At 67.5% G+C, this 16,166-nt stretch carries 12 protein-coding genes, 1 tRNA gene and 1 pseudogene; 4 read left to right on the top strand and 10 right to left on the bottom strand.

What is annotated here, in order from left to right:
- Positions 1–19: 19 nt before the first annotated feature.
- The 4 genes from NPA30_RS03700 to NPA30_RS03685 form a co-directional block, all read right to left on the bottom strand.
- On the bottom strand, positions 20–1,489 hold the full coding sequence (locus NPA30_RS03700; protein WP_256801006.1) for an aspartate aminotransferase family protein: 1,470 nt from the start codon (positions 1,487–1,489) through the stop codon (positions 20–22).
- A gap of 11 nt (positions 1,490–1,500) precedes the next feature.
- A complete protein-coding gene (locus NPA30_RS03695; protein ID WP_256801005.1) occupies positions 1,501–2,514 on the bottom strand; it encodes an NAD-dependent epimerase/dehydratase family protein in 1,014 nt (337 codons plus the stop codon).
- Complete coding sequence (locus tag NPA30_RS03690; RefSeq protein ID WP_256801557.1) at positions 2,511–2,945, bottom strand: DMT family transporter; 435 nt, start codon at positions 2,943–2,945, stop codon at positions 2,511–2,513. Before NPA30_RS03690 ends, NPA30_RS03695 begins: the two co-directional genes overlap by 4 nt.
- Positions 2,946–3,096: 151 nt before the next feature.
- A complete protein-coding gene (locus NPA30_RS03685; RefSeq protein ID WP_256801004.1) occupies positions 3,097–4,533 on the bottom strand; it encodes a UbiA family prenyltransferase in 1,437 nt (478 codons plus the stop codon).
- 321 nt (positions 4,534–4,854) lie between these two features.
- Here NPA30_RS03685 and NPA30_RS03680 point away from each other — a divergent pair.
- Positions 4,855–4,930 (top strand) — tRNA-Lys (locus tag NPA30_RS03680).
- A gap of 69 nt (positions 4,931–4,999) precedes the next feature.
- Here NPA30_RS03680 and NPA30_RS03675 read toward each other — a convergent pair.
- Positions 5,000–5,563: a methylated-DNA--[protein]-cysteine S-methyltransferase gene (locus NPA30_RS03675; RefSeq protein WP_256801556.1), complete on the bottom strand. Its 564-nt coding sequence runs from the start codon at positions 5,561–5,563 to the stop codon at positions 5,000–5,002.
- Positions 5,564–6,059: 496 nt separating this feature from the next.
- Here NPA30_RS03675 and NPA30_RS03670 point away from each other — a divergent pair, with 496 nt between their 5' ends.
- Positions 6,060–8,015, top strand: a complete 1,956-nt coding sequence (locus NPA30_RS03670) for a nucleoside-diphosphate sugar epimerase/dehydratase (RefSeq protein WP_256801003.1) — start codon at positions 6,060–6,062, stop codon at positions 8,013–8,015.
- 157 nt (positions 8,016–8,172) lie between these two features.
- On the opposite strand, the gene glmS is transcribed toward NPA30_RS03670, so the two are convergent.
- Together glmS and glmU are read right to left on the bottom strand one after the other, a co-directional pair.
- Positions 8,173–9,999 carry a glutamine--fructose-6-phosphate transaminase (isomerizing) gene (glmS, locus tag NPA30_RS03665; RefSeq protein WP_256801002.1) on the bottom strand — a complete coding sequence of 609 codons (1,827 nt, stop codon included), beginning with the start codon at positions 9,997–9,999 and terminating at the stop codon, positions 8,173–8,175.
- A gap of 164 nt (positions 10,000–10,163) precedes the next feature.
- Positions 10,164–11,528, bottom strand: a complete 1,365-nt coding sequence (glmU, locus tag NPA30_RS03660) for a bifunctional UDP-N-acetylglucosamine diphosphorylase/glucosamine-1-phosphate N-acetyltransferase GlmU (RefSeq protein ID WP_256801001.1) — start codon at positions 11,526–11,528, stop codon at positions 10,164–10,166.
- 244 nt (positions 11,529–11,772) lie between these two features.
- Between glmU and NPA30_RS03655 the strand changes: the two genes are divergently transcribed.
- Both NPA30_RS03655 and NPA30_RS03650 read left to right on the top strand, forming a co-directional pair.
- Positions 11,773–13,167: a circularly permuted type 2 ATP-grasp protein gene (locus NPA30_RS03655; RefSeq protein ID WP_256801555.1), complete on the top strand. Its 1,395-nt coding sequence runs from the start codon at positions 11,773–11,775 to the stop codon at positions 13,165–13,167.
- Between the two features lie 2 nt (positions 13,168–13,169).
- Entirely contained in the window at positions 13,170–14,123 is a 954-nt protein-coding gene (locus NPA30_RS03650; protein WP_256800999.1) for an alpha-E domain-containing protein, read from the top strand.
- A 22-nt stretch (positions 14,124–14,145) separates the two neighbouring features.
- Here the strand turns inward: NPA30_RS03650 and NPA30_RS03645 are convergent, their stop codons facing one another.
- From NPA30_RS03645 to NPA30_RS03635, 3 genes and pseudogenes are all read right to left on the bottom strand, one after another.
- Entirely contained in the window at positions 14,146–14,475 is a 330-nt protein-coding gene (locus tag NPA30_RS03645; protein WP_256800997.1) for a lipid-A-disaccharide synthase N-terminal domain-containing protein, read from the bottom strand.
- Between the two features lies 1 nt (position 14,476).
- Positions 14,477–15,211: a glycosyltransferase gene (locus tag NPA30_RS03640; protein WP_256801554.1), complete on the bottom strand. Its 735-nt coding sequence runs from the start codon at positions 15,209–15,211 to the stop codon at positions 14,477–14,479.
- A gap of 258 nt (positions 15,212–15,469) precedes the next feature.
- Positions 15,470–15,847 (bottom strand): annotated as a pseudogene (locus NPA30_RS03635) (phosphatase PAP2 family protein); the annotation flags it as partial.
- Positions 15,848–16,166: the final 319 nt, after the last annotated feature.

Below are 16,166 nucleotides of genomic sequence, written 5' to 3'. Positions count from 1 at the left end.
GTCTCCCGTGAGCGATCGCTCAGCCCAGCTTGGACGCGACGAAGTCCTTGACGATGCCGGTGATGCCGCGTCCGAGCAGCGCGTCGAGCGCGTCGCAGAAGCGGTCGACATGGGCGGGCTCGCAGATCAGCGGCGGCTCGAGCCGGATGACGTTGCGATTGTACTCGGTGAAGGCGACGAGGACGTCGTAGTCCTTCAGGAGCAGCGCGCCGACGAAGCCGGCGGTCGACCCCTTCAGCTTGTCGTCGAGGAGCGAGATCATCGGGCGCACCGCGAAGGGGAGCGCCCGCGAGATGTCCTGGAACTCGAGGCCGACCATCAGGCCGAGGCCACGGACCTCCTTGATGATCGACGGATACTTCGCCTGGAGCCCCTGCAGGCGCTCGAGGAGATAGGTGCCCGTCTCGGCCGAGTTGCCGATGAGATCCTCGTCATAGAGCGTGTTCAGCGCCTCGATGGCGGTGACGCAGGCCTCGCCGATGCCGCCGAAGGTGGCATGGGCGTGGATCATCGCCGTCTGCTTGCTGCCATAGGCCTTCATGTAGACCTCGCGCCGCGCGACCATCGCGCCGATCGCCGCCTTGCCGCCGCCGAAGCTCTTGGCGAGCGCCGTGACGTCGGGGATCACGCCGTAGTGCTCGAAGGCGTAGAAGCGGCCGGTCCGGCCGTAGCCGCACTGCACCTCGTCGGCGACCCACAGCACCTTGTGCTGGTCGCAGAGCGCGCGCACGCCGCGCCAGTAGTCGGCCGTCGCCTGGATGATGCCGCCGCCGCCCTGCACGGTCTCCAGCACCACGACGCCGATCTCCGGATCGGAACGCAGCACCGCGGCCAGCGCGTCGAGATCGCCGAACGGCACCTTGTAGGTGTTCTCGACCAGCTTGAACTCGCCCTTGTAGAGCGGCGAGTCGGTCAGCGACAGGACGCCCTTGGTCTTGCCGTGGAACGAGTTCTCGGCATGGACGATCTTGCAGTTCTTGCGGCCCGAGGCGCGTTCGGCGACCTTCACCGCCGCCTCCATGGCCTCCGAGCCGGAGGAGCCGAGGAAGACCATGTCGAGGTCGCCCGGCGAGCACAGCGCCAGATCCTTCGCCAGCGCCGAGGCGTATTGGGAGAGGAAGGCGATGGCGATCTCGTGCCGCATCTCCTCCTGGAAGCGGCGGCGCGCCTCGAGGATGCGCGGGTGGTTGTGGCCGAAGGCGAGCGAACCGAAACCGCCGAAGAAGTCGAGGATCTTCCGGCCGTTCTGGTCGATGTAGTACATCCCTTCGGCACGCTCGACCTTCACCTTGTGGAAGCCGAGCAGCTTCATGAAATGCAGCTGGCCGGGGTTCACATGGTCGCGGAAGAGGTCGGCCATCGTCGCGACGTCCATCGCCTTGGCGTCCTCGACGGTGAGGAGCTTCGGCTTGGCCGGGCCGCGGCGCGGCGTGCGTTCGAATTCCGGCGTGTCGAGAACGGGCGCCTCGAGGGTCGGCAAATCAGGCATGGGGGCGGTCCTCATTCGGCCGGTTGCGCGTAGGGCGCAGTGCCGGCGGCCGTGCCGGTGCGCTTGGCCCGATATTCGGAATAGGCGGCGATCAGCATGTCCTCGTCGCGGTACTGCGGCACCCAGCCGAGGTCGCGTGCACCCTTGGAGACGTCGAGCACGCACTCCTCGTCAGCGATGAGGTACTGCTCCGGGTCCATCAGCGGCCTGTTCAGGAGGTCGAGGACGTCGAGTGTGCGCTTGACGGCCCAGCCCGGCGTCGGGACCAGGATCGACTTCGACCCGGCATGGCGCACGAGGTCGCCGAGCAGCTTCTTCACAGGAGGGGGATTGAGCGAGCCGAGATTGTACGCCTCGTTCGGCACCCCCGCCTTCCAGGCGAGACGGGCGGCTTCGGCGCAGTCGAACACCGAGATGAACTGGTAGGGGTTCCGCCCCGAACCGATCATCGGCACCGGCAGGTTGGCGTCGATCAGCTTGAACAGCTTCTCCAGGATGCCGAGCCGCCCGGGACCGATGATCAGGCGCGGCCGGAACAAGGAAATCCTCATGCCGCGCTCGCGCCACTCGGCGGCGAGATGCTCGGTGTCGAGCTTGGACTGGCCGTACTCGCCGAGGGGGGCCACAGGGTGATCCTCGGTCATCGGCGTGGTCACCGTGTGGCCGTAGATCATGTCGGTCGTGAAATGCACGAGACGGGGCGCGCCGACGGCGTCCATGGCCTCGATGATGTGTTTGGTGCCGTGGTAGTTCACGGGATAGAAGAAGTCGTGGCGCTTCGCGCGCACCTGGATCGGCGACAGCATCTTGGCCGACAGGTTGTAGACCATGTCGTCGGCCGTCATCGGCACCCGGCGCACGGCCGCGGGATCGGTGACGTCGGTCGCAACATGGGTGCAGCGGGCGTAGTGCGCGAGATCGCTCCTGGCGATGTCGGCGACGATCACCTCCTCGCCGTCGTCGACGAGCTTCTGGGCCAGGTGGCGACCGACGAAGCCGTCGCCGCCGAACAGGATGTGTTTCATCGGGTCACCTCGTTCGATGCCTTGGTCGCGAGTGCGGCAACATCGCCCTCGCCGTGAATCTTGGAGCCGCTCTGGGCGATGAAGACCGTGCCGAGGCAGATCAGCGCGATGCCGGCGATCCGCAGCACACCGATCTCCTCGCGAAACAGCAGGAAGGCGAAGAACGCCACCGCCACATAGGCGAGCGACAGGAAGGGATAGGCGAAGGACAGCTCGACCTTCGACAGCACGAAGAGATGGGAGGCCATCGACAGCACGAAGGTGCACAAGCCGAAGAAGACCCACGGGCTGAAGACGATCTGCAGGATCTTCAGCACGGGGTTCACGCCCGCGAAGGACAGCGGCCCGAGCTGCATCATGCCGTATTTCAACATCAGCTGCGCCGCCGCGTTGGTGAACACGGTGAACAGGATGAAGGGTATGAATTTCATCATCACGTCGCCTCGCAGGCTGCCCGCCGAACGTTCGCGGATCGAAATCTACAAGCCAGCCATAGGATATGGGTTAAGCGTCGGGCATTCAGTGGACACGAAGCGGTCGCTCATGCAGGCACGGTGAATGCCGGGTTAATGCCGCGGCGCATCAGACATAGGCGGACACCAGCAGCATCAGCGCACCGAGCGCGATCATGATCTGGCTGCGCCAGTCGCGCAGGATGAACACCACGGGGTCGTCGTGCATCTGGTCGCGCCGGGCGAGGATCCAGATCCGGACGATGATGTAGAGGACCAGCGGGCAGAGCAGCCACATCATGCGCGGCTCGCCGTAGAGGTGACGAACCTCGGAGCTGTCGACATAGAGCGCGAGCACCGTCACCGCAGCGAAGCCGGACGCCATGCCGGCCTGGCCGATGGTCTCCAGATCGACGTCGACATAGCCGCGGCCCGTCTTGGAGCGATGCGCCCCGCCGCCGAAGTCCTGCAGCTCGGTGAAGCGCTTCACCAGCGCCAGCGACAGGAAGAAGAAGATCGAGAAGGCGAGCAGCCAGAACGACACCTCCACGTCGGCCGCCATCGCGCCGGCGATGATGCGCACGGTGTAGAGCGCGGCGAGCACGATCACGTCGATGAGCAGCATGCGCTTGATGAAGACCGAGTAGGCCGTCGTCATCACGAGGTAGCTGCACAGCATGGCCAGAAACGCGACCGGCAGCAGCGCGGCGATGGCGAAGGAGGAGCAGAGCAGGCCCGCCGCGAGGGCCAGACCGCCTGGAATGGGGACAGCGCCCGATGCGAAGGGCCGGTTGCGCTTGGTCTTGTGGCGCCGGTCGGCCGTCAGGTCGAGGAGATCGTTCACCAGATAGACCGACGAGGCGGCAGCCGAGAAGCTGACGAAGGCGAGCAGCCCGTCCAGCACCATCGGCAGGTTGAGGAATTCGTGCGCCATCACCAGCGGCACGAAGATCAGCAGGTTCTTCATCCACTGGTGCGGACGCATCGCCTTGAGGTACGGGCGCAACCCGCCCCCATCCCTGGCGATCACCGGCGCGCCGGAGCCGCGCTGCCACTGCGCCACCTGCCGATCCGGCGCGACGACGACCGGTGCGGCCGCCGCATCGAGCAGACAGACGTCGTCGTGTGAATTGCCGTAGTAGCCGAAACCGTCCGGATGCTCGATCGACGCGATGCGCTCGAGCTTGCGCTCAGCCGTCAGGTTGACCGCATCGTCGCTCGCCATCACCGCATCGAAAAGGTCGAGATGTTCGGCGACCGCATGCGCCAGAACCTCGTTCGCCCCCGTGGCAAGGACGATCCTGCGGCCGTCCGCCCGCGCTCGGCGGAGCTCCTCGACCACCTCCTGGCGATAGGGCAACAGGCTCGCGTCGAACTCGATGCAACGCGCCAGTTCGGCCTTCAGGACGGCCTTGCCCTTCATGGCCCACAGCGGCAGGCGCCAGAGCGAGAGGGGATTCTGGCGGGCGAGGAGGAACACCGACTCCCAGAGAAGGTCCGTCCTGATCAGCGTCCCGTCGAGGTCGACATAGATCGGCTGATCGGTGCGAACGACGCGAACGTCCATTCGGCTGGTCCTCCAGTCGCATGCAGAAGCGGGGTTTCGTGAAGCCACCCTGCCGCCGCCGATGTTTCGCTTGAGTGAACAAATGCCCCGCTTGCCGTGCCGGCGAGCGGAATCGGACCGCAGGGTTAAGCAGGCGCTTCCAGAACCGGTGCAATCCACCCTTCATCCACGCGCCGTCGCGGCTCGTGCCGCCGTGCCCCCGCCGGTGCGTTGCGGAAAGATGCCGCCTCCCCCTCGCGGAATGGGGTGGACAGCTCGTCACGGTCTCGTTATAGAGGCGCCGGTCAACGCCGCAGTGCGTTGCGGACGCCTCGGCGTCGTGGGTGTGTAGCTCAGTTGGTAGAGCAGCTGACTCTTAATCAGCGGGTCCACAGTTCGATCCTGTGCACACCCACCACTCTCCTTTCGATCACGGGGACGAGACGGATCGGCGCGGTGGCGGACCGCTCTATAGGCGGCGCTCCGCTCAATCAAACAGTGACGGCTGCGATGGCGCGGCGGCCGGCGCCGCGTAGCCCTCCAGTTCGAGCATCCTTGCCTTCGCGCCCGTCCCACCTGGTGCCGAGAAGCCGCCGATGCGGTTGCCGGCGGCCAGAACCCGATGGCAGGGGATGAGGAGCGGCATCGGGTTTTTCGCCATCGCGACGCCGACCTCGCGCGCCCGCTCCGGCCCGGCGCCGACCGCTCGGGCCAGCGCGCCGTAGGTCGTCGTCGATCCCCAGCCGACCCCACGCAGCTCTCCATAGATGCGCCGGAAGAACTCGGGCTGACCGCCGAGGCCGATCGCCAGGTCGCCGAAGTCGATGCGCTCGCCCTCGAAGTAGGCCCGCGCCCGAGCGAGCGCGCCGGCCACCAGATCCCGAGGTTCCCCTTCACGCCCGCCGGGCATGCGCGTCAGCATCAGCCGCGTCGCCGCGTCCTCGCGATCCGCGGGGAGCAGAAATCGGGTGATCAGGGTCCCGGACCAACCGATGCCGCAATAGCCGGCTCTGGTGACGAAGACGTGGAAGAGTCCCGGTGCGGGCAACATGGCGGCGATCCTTGCAGACACTCTCTCTAGCAGCCCGCAGGCGACGTGGCAGTCCAAGCGGAAGACGCGGCGTCCGTCACGTCGGCAGTCGAGGCGCGGCCACCGGGAGCCGCAGACGCCGGAACGAGCCGCTGGACGGCACGGCCAAGCTTCTGCCAAAAGCCGGCCCGATGCCCCCTTCAACGCCCGGCGAGCGTGCCCTCCGCACGAGCGCCGACCGGCAGGCGAGGTCCGCGTATGACAATGCGTATCCCACAGTTGAGAGACGGATCGGCGGAGGCAGACGGTCCAGGCGCGCTCTCCACCCTTCCTCCGCGACTTCGCCGCAGCGCCGCGCCGCCGGCTTGCACGCATCGGCGCAGCGGTGCGACTTCCGCCGTCCGATCCGTCGGCTCGGGGCGCCTTCACCGGCTACACAGGCTGGGCGCTCTTTCAATGGCCCTTACGTAATGGTTGTATCGGCATCAGCCCGTCCGTGTGCAGCATGAGGTCCCTGATGCATCTTCCGCACTACAACATGCGGACCCTCTCCCTGCGCGGCATCGCTCTCAGCCATGACGTCCTGATGGGATCGGCGGCATTCCTGCTCGCACTCCTGTTGCGGCTCGAACCGGAATTCGTGCTCGCCAACATCCAGGCCTACGCCCTGGCGACCATCGGGTTCGGCGTCGTGGTCGGCGTCGTCGGCCTGGTGATCGGCATGAACCGCGGCGTCTGGCGCTATGCCTCGCTGCCCGATCTCATCGCCATCCTGCAGACGGCGTCGATCGCCGTCCTCATCTTCACGGCGACGCACTTCCTGGTTGCGCGGCTCGAGGACATTCCCCGCTCGACCCTCGGCATCGCCTGGGCGTTTCTCGTCGTCTTTCTCGCCTCACCCCGCGCGTTCTATCGCATGTATCGAAACCAGCGCGACCTGCGCCGGCGCCTGACCGACGATTCCGACCTCAAGCGCGTGCTGCTGGTCGGCGCCGGCGACAACGCCGAGACGTTCATCAAGGTGCTGGGCGAGCGCGGCGGGCCGTCCTTCGCCATCCTCGGCATCATCGACGAGCGCGGACGCCGGATCGGCCGCTTCATCCGGGGCGTGCCGATCCTCGGCACGCTGGACGACCTGCCGCAGATCATCGACCGCTTCGCCGAACGCGACAAGCGGCCGCATGCGGTCATCCTCACGCGCGATCGCGACGACTACGAGAAGCATGCGCGCCTGCCCGATCTCGTCGAGGCGGTGCGCTCGCAGCAGCTCGAACTCATGCGCCTGCCGAGCGTCCTCGACGCGGAAGACTTCGTCTCCGGCACTCCGGTCCGGCCCCTGCAGCTGAAAGACCTGCTGCAGCGAAAGCCGCTCGAACTCGACATGCCGCGCATGGCATCGCTGATCGGGGGCAAGGTGGTGATGATCACCGGCGCGGGCGGGTCGATCGGCAGCGAACTCGCGCGCCGGATCGCGGCTCTGAAGCCGCAGCGGCTGGTGCTGCTCGATGCCAGCGAGGCCAATCTCTACAACATCGACATCGAGCTGCAGTCGTCCCATCCGCAGGTGACGGTCGTTTCGATCATCGGCAATGTCCGCGAGAAAGCGCCGATCACCCGGATCGTCGACCACCACAAGCCGGACATCCTGTTCCACGCCGCTGCGCTGAAGCACGTGCCGATCGTCGAGGCGCAGCCGCTCGAGGGTCTGCACACAAACGCGATCGGCACGCGCAACGTCGTCCAGGCGGCCGTCGCGGCGGGCGTCGGGGCGATGGTGATGATCTCGACCGACAAGGCGGTGAATCCGGTCAGCGTCATGGGCGCCAGCAAGCGGCTCGCCGAGATGTACTGCCAGGCAATGGACTTCAACTCCCCCACGCGCTTCGTCACGGTCCGCTTCGGCAACGTCCTCGGCTCGGTCGGATCGGTGGTGCCCCGCTTCGAGCGGCAGCTGAAGGACGGCGGCCCGCTCACCGTGACCCACCCCGAGGTGGAGCGCTTCTTCATGACGATCCAGGAGGCCTGCCTGCTGGTGCTTCAGGCGGCAGCGCATGGCGTCGTGGCAGAGATCGGTCGCGGCCGGATCTTCATTCTCGACATGGGCGCGCCGGTGAAGATCGCCGATCTGGCGCGCAACATGATCCGGCTCTCCGGCCTGCGCCCCGATCACGACGTGCGGATCGTCTACACCGGTCTGCGCCCGGGGGAGAAGCTGTTCGAGGAGCTGGCGGACGTGCGCGAACAGCTCAATCCGACCTCGGCCCCCGGCATCCTGTCGGCCTTCCCCCGGCCCGTCGAACTCGGCGTGATCTCGCGCATCTTCGACGAGATCAAGAAGGCGATCGACGCCGATGACAGGTCGGCGGCGCTTCGGCTGCTCGGCTCCACCGTCGCCGGCTACAAGCCGGCGGACCTGGCCGGGCCACAGGCGGCACCGGCGCTCGAAGTCGTCAGCCTCAGCGAGGACGTCTGACTGCGGCGCACCGGCCACACGCCGCGCAACCCGGGCGCGGCGGACGGCCGTGCGCAACCGGACCCCAAAAACCCCGCGCTCAAGCCGACGCGTGCGGACACGACGCGCTGCGCACGAACCTGTCGATCGCCGACCCGCCGATCGTCGACTGAGGCGGCTATTCCACCGTCACCGACTTGGCGAGGTTGCGCGGCTGGTCGACGTCGGTGCCCATGTGGACCGCCGTGTAGTAGGCCAGCAGCTGCAGCGGGATCGCGTAGACGATCGGCGTCAGGATCTCCGGCATCTCCGGCAGCACCAGCGTCTCCGAGGCAATGCCCTTGGCGTTCGCCGCGCCCCTCTCGTCGGTGACGAGGATGATCCGCCCGCCCCGCGCCGCGACCTCCTGCATGTTCGAGAAGGTCTTTTCGAACACGCGATCATAAGGTGCGATGACGAGGACCGGCATTGTCTCGTCGATCAGCGCGATCGGCCCGTGCTTGAGTTCGCCCGCGGCGTAACCTTCGGCATGGATGTAACTGATTTCCTTCAGCTTCAGCGCGCCTTCGAGAGCCAGCGGGTAGCTGAAGCCGCGCCCGAGGAAGAGCGCGTGGCGATAACCCGTCATCTCGCGCGCCAGCGCCTCGATGCGATCCTCGAGCCGGATCGCGAGGTTGGCGAGCCGCGGCGCCTCTGCGAGCGCCCGCGTAAATTCGAGCTCCTGCCGGGCGTCGATAGTGCCGCGATCGACACCGGCACGGATGCTGAGGGCCGCGAGCGCCATCAACTGGCAGGTGAAGGCCTTGGTCGAGGCAACGCCGATCTCCGGTCCCGCCAGCGTCGGCAGCAGGATGTCGGACTCGCGTGCGATGGTCGATTCCTGCACGTTCACGACGGCCGCCGTCTTCAACCCCTCGGCCTTGGCGTAGCGCAGCGAGGCGAGCGTGTCGGCCGTTTCGCCCGACTGTGAGACGAACAAGGCGAGGTCGATGTCGCCGAGCGGGCTTTCGCGGTAGCGGAACTCGGAGGCGACGTCGATGTCGCAGGCGAGGCGCGCGAAGCGCTCGAGATAGTAGCGCCCGGTGAGCCCGGCGAGATAGCCGGTGCCGCAGGCCGAGATGGCGACGCGGCGAACCGTCGAGAATTCCAGCGCCTGGCGGTCGGGGATGCGGCTGCGGCCGCTGGTCATGTCGACATAGGCGCCGAGCGTGTGGCCCAGCACCTCGGGCTGCTCGTAGATCTCCTTCTGCATGAAATGGCGATGGTTGCCCTTGTCGACGTAGAAGGCCTTGCCCTTGCTGCGCCGGACAGGCCGCTCAACGGTATGACCCTCGGCGTCGAAGATGGTGGCGCCGGCATGGGTGACGACGGTCCAGTCGCCGTCTTCCAGATAGGTGACCGCGTCGGTGAAGGGCGACAGCGCGATGGCGTCCGAGCCGAGGAACATCTCGCCCGATCCGTGGCCGATCGCGAGCGGCGAGCCCCGGCGCGCGCCAATGAGGAGGCTCTCGTCGCCGGCAAAGAGGAAGGCGAGCGAGAAGGCGCCCTCAAGCTTGGCAAGCGTCGCCGCGACGGCATCCTGCGGGCCGGCGCCCCGGTCGATCTCGCGGGTGACGTAGACCGCGACGGTCTCGGTGTCGGTCTCGCTCTCGAAGCCGTAGCCGTCCGCCTCGAGCTCGGCGCGCAGTTCGCGGAAGTTCTCGATGATGCCGTTGTGGACCACCGCCAGCCGCGCTGTCGCATGCGGATGGGCATTGGCCTCGGACGGAACGCCGTGGGTCGCCCAGCGGGTGTGACCGATGCCGATGGTGCCGGCGAGCGGCTCGGCCTTCAGCCGCGCTTCGAGATTGGCAAGCTTGCCCTCCGCGCGGCGGCGGCGCAACGTCCCGCCCTGGAGCGTCGCGACGCCGGCCGAATCATAGCCGCGATATTCCAGGCGCTTCAGCGCATCCACCAGCCGGTCGGCGACCGGCTCGCGGCTGATGATCCCGACGATGCCGCACATGTGGTCCTCCAACCTTCAAAGGTTCTGCCCGCCGCGGCTGGTGCGCCGCCGTCTCGTCCTTGCCGTGCCGTGCCGTGCCGTGCCGTGCCGTGCCGTGCCGTGAACGATACCGCAGCGCCGCTGAACGAATGTTTCACTTCTGATTGCAGCGCGTGACCGCTGCCTCACTCGCCCGCCGCGCGCCTTTGCGCCTTGGCCGCCTTGCCGCGTTCCCGAATCGATCGCGCTCGCTCCGGCTTGTTGACTTGGCGGGCACGAGCGATCGCCAGCGCATCGGCCGGCACGTCCTCGGTCAGCGTCGATCCGGATCCGACATAGGCGCCATCGCCGACCCGGATCGGTGCGACCAGCGCCGTGTCCGATCCGATGAAGGCGTCGGCCCCGATCTCGGTGCGGTGCTTGAGGAAGCCGTCGTAGTTGCAGGTGATCGTGCCGGCGCCGACATTGGTGCGCGCACCGACCGAGGCGTCGCCGATATAGCTGAGGTGGTTGATCTTGGCGCCTTCGCCCACCACCGCGTTCTTGACCTCGCAGAAATTGCCGACCTTGGCGCCGTCGGCGAGGCGCGTCCCCGGCCGCAGGCGGGCGAACGGGCCGATCGAAGCGCCGGGCCCCACCTCGGCCCCTTCGAGATGGCTGAAGGCGTGGATCACCGCGCCCTCGCCCACCGTGACGCCCGGCCCGAAGAAGACGTTCGGCTCGACCAGCACATCCCGCCCGAGCACCGTGTCGTAGGCGAAGGTGACGGTGTCCGGCGCGATCAGCGTCGCGCCGGCGCGCATCGCCTCCATCCGCCGGTCCGCCTGCCAGACCGCTTCGGCCCGCGCCAGCTTCACCCGGTCGTCGACGCCGAGGACCTCCTTCTCCGCCGCCTCGATGGCCCTCACGGACAGCCCGTCGGCGCACGCGATCTCCACGATGTCGGTCAGGTAGTATTCCCCCTTCGCGTTGGCATTGCCGATCCGGCCGATCAGGTCGAGCGCGCGCCGCCCGTCGATCGCCATCACGCCGCCGTTGCAGAAGCCGATCGCCTTTTCCTCGGCGCTCGCGTCCTTCTCCTCGCGGATCGCCTTGAGCGTGCCGCCCTCCTCGATCAGCCGCCCGTAGCCGGTGGGGTCGGCGGGCCGGAAGCCGATGACGCAGATGGCGGCGCCCTCCGCCAGCACCGCGCGCGCCGCAAGCAGCGTCTCGGGCCGGATCAGCGGCGTGTCGCCGTAGAGGATCAGCAGATCGTCGTAGCCGGCGCCGATCGCCTCGCGGGCGGCGAGCACCGCATGGGCGGTGCCGAGCCGCTCGCTCTGCAGGTGGACGCTCGCCGCATGGCCGGCTCCGGCCACGGCCGCAGCCACCGCCTCGGCATCGCGCCCGACCACCAGCGCGCTCGCCTGCGCCCCCGCCGCCGCGGCCGTGGCCGCGACATGGGCCACCAGCGGCCGGCCGCCGATCGGGTGCAGCACCTTGGTCACGGACGACTTCATCCGGCTGCCTTCGCCGGCCGCGAGGATGATGGAGAGACAGGTACGGCTCATGAGGGGTCGCTCGCTCTTCGCACGGTCCGTCGGCGACGGTCACGTTGCTCCGGCTCTTACCCGAAGGGAGGCACTCCGGCAAAAGCCCGGCCGTGCGCTGCTGCGGCATCGCCCGAAGCCGACGCCTGCGGGCGGTTCGGCATCATCCTTGCTTGGGAGAAACCGCGCTCGCATCCGCCGCATTTGATGCTAGCACTATATCGATCATGCGGGTGCGGAGGGCATCGTGACTGCTTTTGATGAAATGCTGCTCGGGACGGAGGGGGTGCGCCCCCCTTACGAGAAATTCCAGGCGTGGTTTCGAAAGCAGGATCCGGGGACGCTGATCGACAAGTCCGGCGAGGCCGAAAGCTTGTTCCACAGGACCGGCATCACCTTCGCCGTCTATGGCGACGAGGCTGCGGCGGAGCGGCTGATCCCCTTCGATCTCGTGCCGCGCATCCTCGCGCGCGCCGAATGGGACCGGCTGGCCGAGGGCATCGAGCAGCGGGTGCGCGCCCTCAATGCCTTCCTCGACGACATCTACCATGACCAGGAGATCGTGAAGGCCGGCAAGGTGCCGGCGCGGCTGATCGAGGGCAACGAGGCCTTCCTGCCGCAGATGGTCGGCTTCCGGCCGCCCGCCGGCGTCTACACCCACATCATCGGCACCGACATCGTGCGTGTCGGCGAAGGCGAGTTCTACGTGCTCGAGGACAATGCCCGGACCCCGTCCGGCGTGTCCTACATGATCGAGAACCGCGAAACGATGATGCAGATGTTCCCGGAGCTGTTCGCGCAGAACCGGGTGCGGCCGGTGGAAACCTATCCGACCGACCTGCGGCGCTCACTCGCGGCCGTGGCGCCGCCCGCCTGCAAGGGCGAGCCGACGATCGCGGTGCTGACGCCGGGCATCCACAACTCGGCCTTCTACGAGCACGCATTCCTCGCCGACCAGATGGGCGTCGAGCTGGTGGAGGGCTCCGATCTCAAGCTCGTCGACGGACGCATCGTGATGCGCACCACGCAGGGCTACCAGCCGATCGACGTTCTTTACCGAAGGGTCGACGACGCCTTCCTCGACCCCCTCGCCTTCCGCCCCGAATCGGTGCTCGGCGTCGCCGGCATCTTCGAGGTCTACAAGAACGGCGGCATCACCATCGCCAATGCGCCTGGCACGGGCATCGCCGACGACAAGGCGATCTACTCCTACATGCCGGACATCGTCGAGTTCTACACGGGCAAGCCGGCAATGCTGCAGAACGTTCCGACGTGGCGCTGCGCCGAGGAGGACAGCCTCGCCTACGTGCTCGACCATCTCGAAGAGCTGGTGGTCAAGGAGGTGCACGGCTCCGGCGGTTACGGGATGCTGGTCGGCCCGACCGCCTCGAGGGCCGAGCGCGAGGCGTTCGCGGTCAAGCTCCGCCAGCGCCCGACGAACTACATCGCGCAGCCGACGCTCGCCCTCTCGACCGTACCGATCCTCGTCGACGGCGGGCTCGCGCCGCGCCACGTCGACCTGCGCCCTTTCGTGCTGGTGTCCGACCAGGTCCGCATTACGCCGGGCGGCCTCACCCGCGTGGCGCTGAAGGAGGGGTCGCTCGTCGTCAACTCCAGCCAGGGTGGCGGCACCAAGGACACCTGGGTGCTGGAGGTCTGACGATGGCGCTTCTCGGACGCACCGCCAACGGCCTCTTCTGGATGCACCGCTACATCGAGCGGGCGGAGAACATGGCCCGCCTCATCGATGCGGGCCTCAGGATCTCGCTGACGAACCTGTCGGCGGGGCCGGAAGAGTGGCACTCCGTGCTCACCTCCGCCGGTGTCGAGGCCGGCTACAGGGCGAAATACGCCGCCTTCGAACCAAGTTCGATCATCGACTTCCTGCTGCGCGACCCGGACAATCCGTCGAGCGTCGTCTCCTCGATCGACACCGCCCGCATGAACGGACGCATGGTGCGCACGGCCCTCACCCGCGAGGTCTGGGAGGCGCTGAACGAGGGCTGGATCCACCTGAAGCGCCGGCTCGGGCGGCCGGTGAGCGAGACCGAACTGCCGGGCGTGCTCGACCTCGTGAAGCGCCAGACAGCCTATGTGCGCGGCGCCTTCCACGGCACCATGCTGCGCAACGAGATCTTCGACTTCGCCAATCTCGGCACCTTCATCGAGCGCGCCGACAACACCGCCCGCATCCTCGACGTGAAGTACTGGGTGCTGCTGCCAAAGCACTCCTCGATCGGCTCGCCGCTCGACCACTTCCAGTGGATCTCGATCCTGCGCTCCGTGTCGGCCCACCGGGCCTACACGTGGGAATACGGCGCAGACTTCCGTGCCCCCGACATCATCGATTTCCTGGTGCTGAACCGGCGCATGCCGCGTTCGCTCGCCTACAGCTACGGCATGATCGAAGAGAGCCTCGGCTATCTCGCCCGCACCTATGGCGTCGAGCACGAGTGCCACCAGATCGCACGGGCGCGCACCGCGCAATTCAGCCGCTGCCAGAGCATCAACGACATCATCGAGGGCGGCCTGCACGAGTTCCTGGAGAGCTTCATCATCGAGACCAACGGCCTCGCCAACGAAATCGCCCGGAACTACAGCTTCTACCCGATCTGAGATCGGGAGCCCTTGTTCCGTCTCAGCTCGAGCCGTTCACCTCGACCAGCGATCGCCGCTTCTCGGCGGCGATCAGCCAGAGATTGCGCACGTAGATGAACAGTCCGGCGCCCTGGCCGAGGATGAAGACCGGGTCGCGCCGCTGAATCGCATAGACCAGGAGCAAGGCGCCGCCGCCGAGCGAGAACACCCAGAAGGTGACGGGCACGACGCTGCGCCGGGCGCGCTCCGAAGCGATCCACTGCACCAGGAAGCGGGCGGTGAAGAGCAGCTGCGCGACGAAGCCGAGGGCGATCCAGAAGTCGAACTGCTCGACGAAGACGTGGTGCAACCAGGTCACGAGATGATCCACGTCAGTCCCTCAGAGCGATTTCTTGAACGGCCGGCAGGACGCGGCAGCGCTTGCGCAGCCACCACACGCCGTAAAGATCGAGGATGCCGCGCAGCCCCCGGTCGAGGATTCCATAGTTGGAAGCGCCGAAACGGCGCTTTCGGTCGGCGACGTCGATGTGGACGACGTCGTAGCCCTCGCGCAGCACCAGCGCCGGCAGGTAGCGGTGCCAGCCGTCGAAGAAGGGCAGCCGGCGGAACAGCGCAGTCGGCATCGCCTTCAACCCGCAGCCGGTGTCGCGAGTCCTGTCCTTCAGGACGGCGGTGCGCAGGTTGTTGGCGAAGCGCGAAGACAGCTGCTTCAGCCGCGTGTCGGTGCGGCGCGTGCGCTGGCCTGCGGCGATGCCGGTGCCCGGGCCGGCGGCCTCAAGGGCGGCGACGAGCGGCGGGATGAAGGCCGGATCGTTCTGGCCGTCGCCATCGATGGTCACCACCAGATCGCCGGACGCGGCCATCACGCCGCTGCGGATCGCAGCGCTCTGCCCGGCGGACCGGTCATGGCGCACGTGGCGCACGGGGAGACCTTCGGATGCGAGCCGGGCGAGGACGTCGGCGGTGCTGTCGGTCGAGCCGTCGTCCACCACGAGCACCTCGTAGCGACGCCCGTCGAGCGCCACGCCGATCTCCCGTACGAGCACGTTGAGGTTCTCGGCTTCGTTGCGCGCCGGGATGACGACGGTGAGGAAGTTGAAGGTCATAGGGCGATTTCGTGGATGCCGGCTCGTAATGCGCGGGGCCGTCGTTGGCAAGGGCCGGCTCACGGCGGCGGTATGCGGTCGGCGGTCGGCACGGGCCCCCGTGAAGAGGTCGCGCTCGCGCGAACGCTCGACGATTGATCGGTGCTCGATCTCCGGCGACCAGGGCAGGCGCAACGCCAGCCGGTCGGGCAGGTCGAGCAGGAAGAAGCGGTCGATCGCGGCGGCGCGCGGCAGAATGGCCTTGCGCAGCGTGAAGATCACGATGAGGACGATCAGCCAGGACAGGAGGACGTCCGACAGGAAGTGGCCACCGAAGGCGATGCGGTTGAACGAGAAGATCGCAACCAGCGCGAAGATCGCGAGGCCACCCGAGAGGCGCAGCCGCTTCGGCAGGACGAAGGTCACCGCCATCAGCGCCATCGCCGAGGCCGCCTCACCGGAGGTGAAGGAGCAGTTGCGGGCGCAGGCGTCCGAGAAGATCCAGACGGCGCTAAAATCGAAGCTGCCACCGAAGTCGAGCACGTCGCGTGGCCGGGCCCGGCCGAAGGTGTTCTTGAAGATGGCGTTGACGATCAGTCCCGGCCCGAGGGCATAGACTGCGATCAGGAAGACCGCCTGGCTCGGCCACAACAGCACGCGGCGATAGAACGACAGCGGCAGGAGCAGCGAGAGGGCGGCCACCGCCAGCACCGTCACGGTCAGCCAGCCGTTCGCGGCGCGGATCGCGAGGAGCAGCGGCGCCTTCTCGGAGGGAAATCCGATGCCGTCGCGGTAGAACAGGCGACTCGTGGCGATGTCGGTGCCGGGCAGGATCGTAAAGAGCAGGCTGAGAAGGATGAGCGCCCCGATGAGAAAGCGCCCGGGGCGCCGGGCCGCCGCAGCTTCCGCTCGGCGCAGCAGCGCCTTCGGTGTCCAAACCTCAGCCACTCTCGTCTCGACCCGCCGCTTTACCGTC

It is taken from the genome of Mangrovibrevibacter kandeliae, assembly GCF_024519155.1.
In the GTDB taxonomy this organism is placed as follows: Bacteria; Pseudomonadota; Alphaproteobacteria; order Rhizobiales; family Rhizobiaceae; genus Mangrovibrevibacter; species Mangrovibrevibacter kandeliae.
The sequence above is the reverse complement of the archived record's forward strand: the minus strand, read 5'-3'. Positions and strand labels throughout refer to the sequence as shown.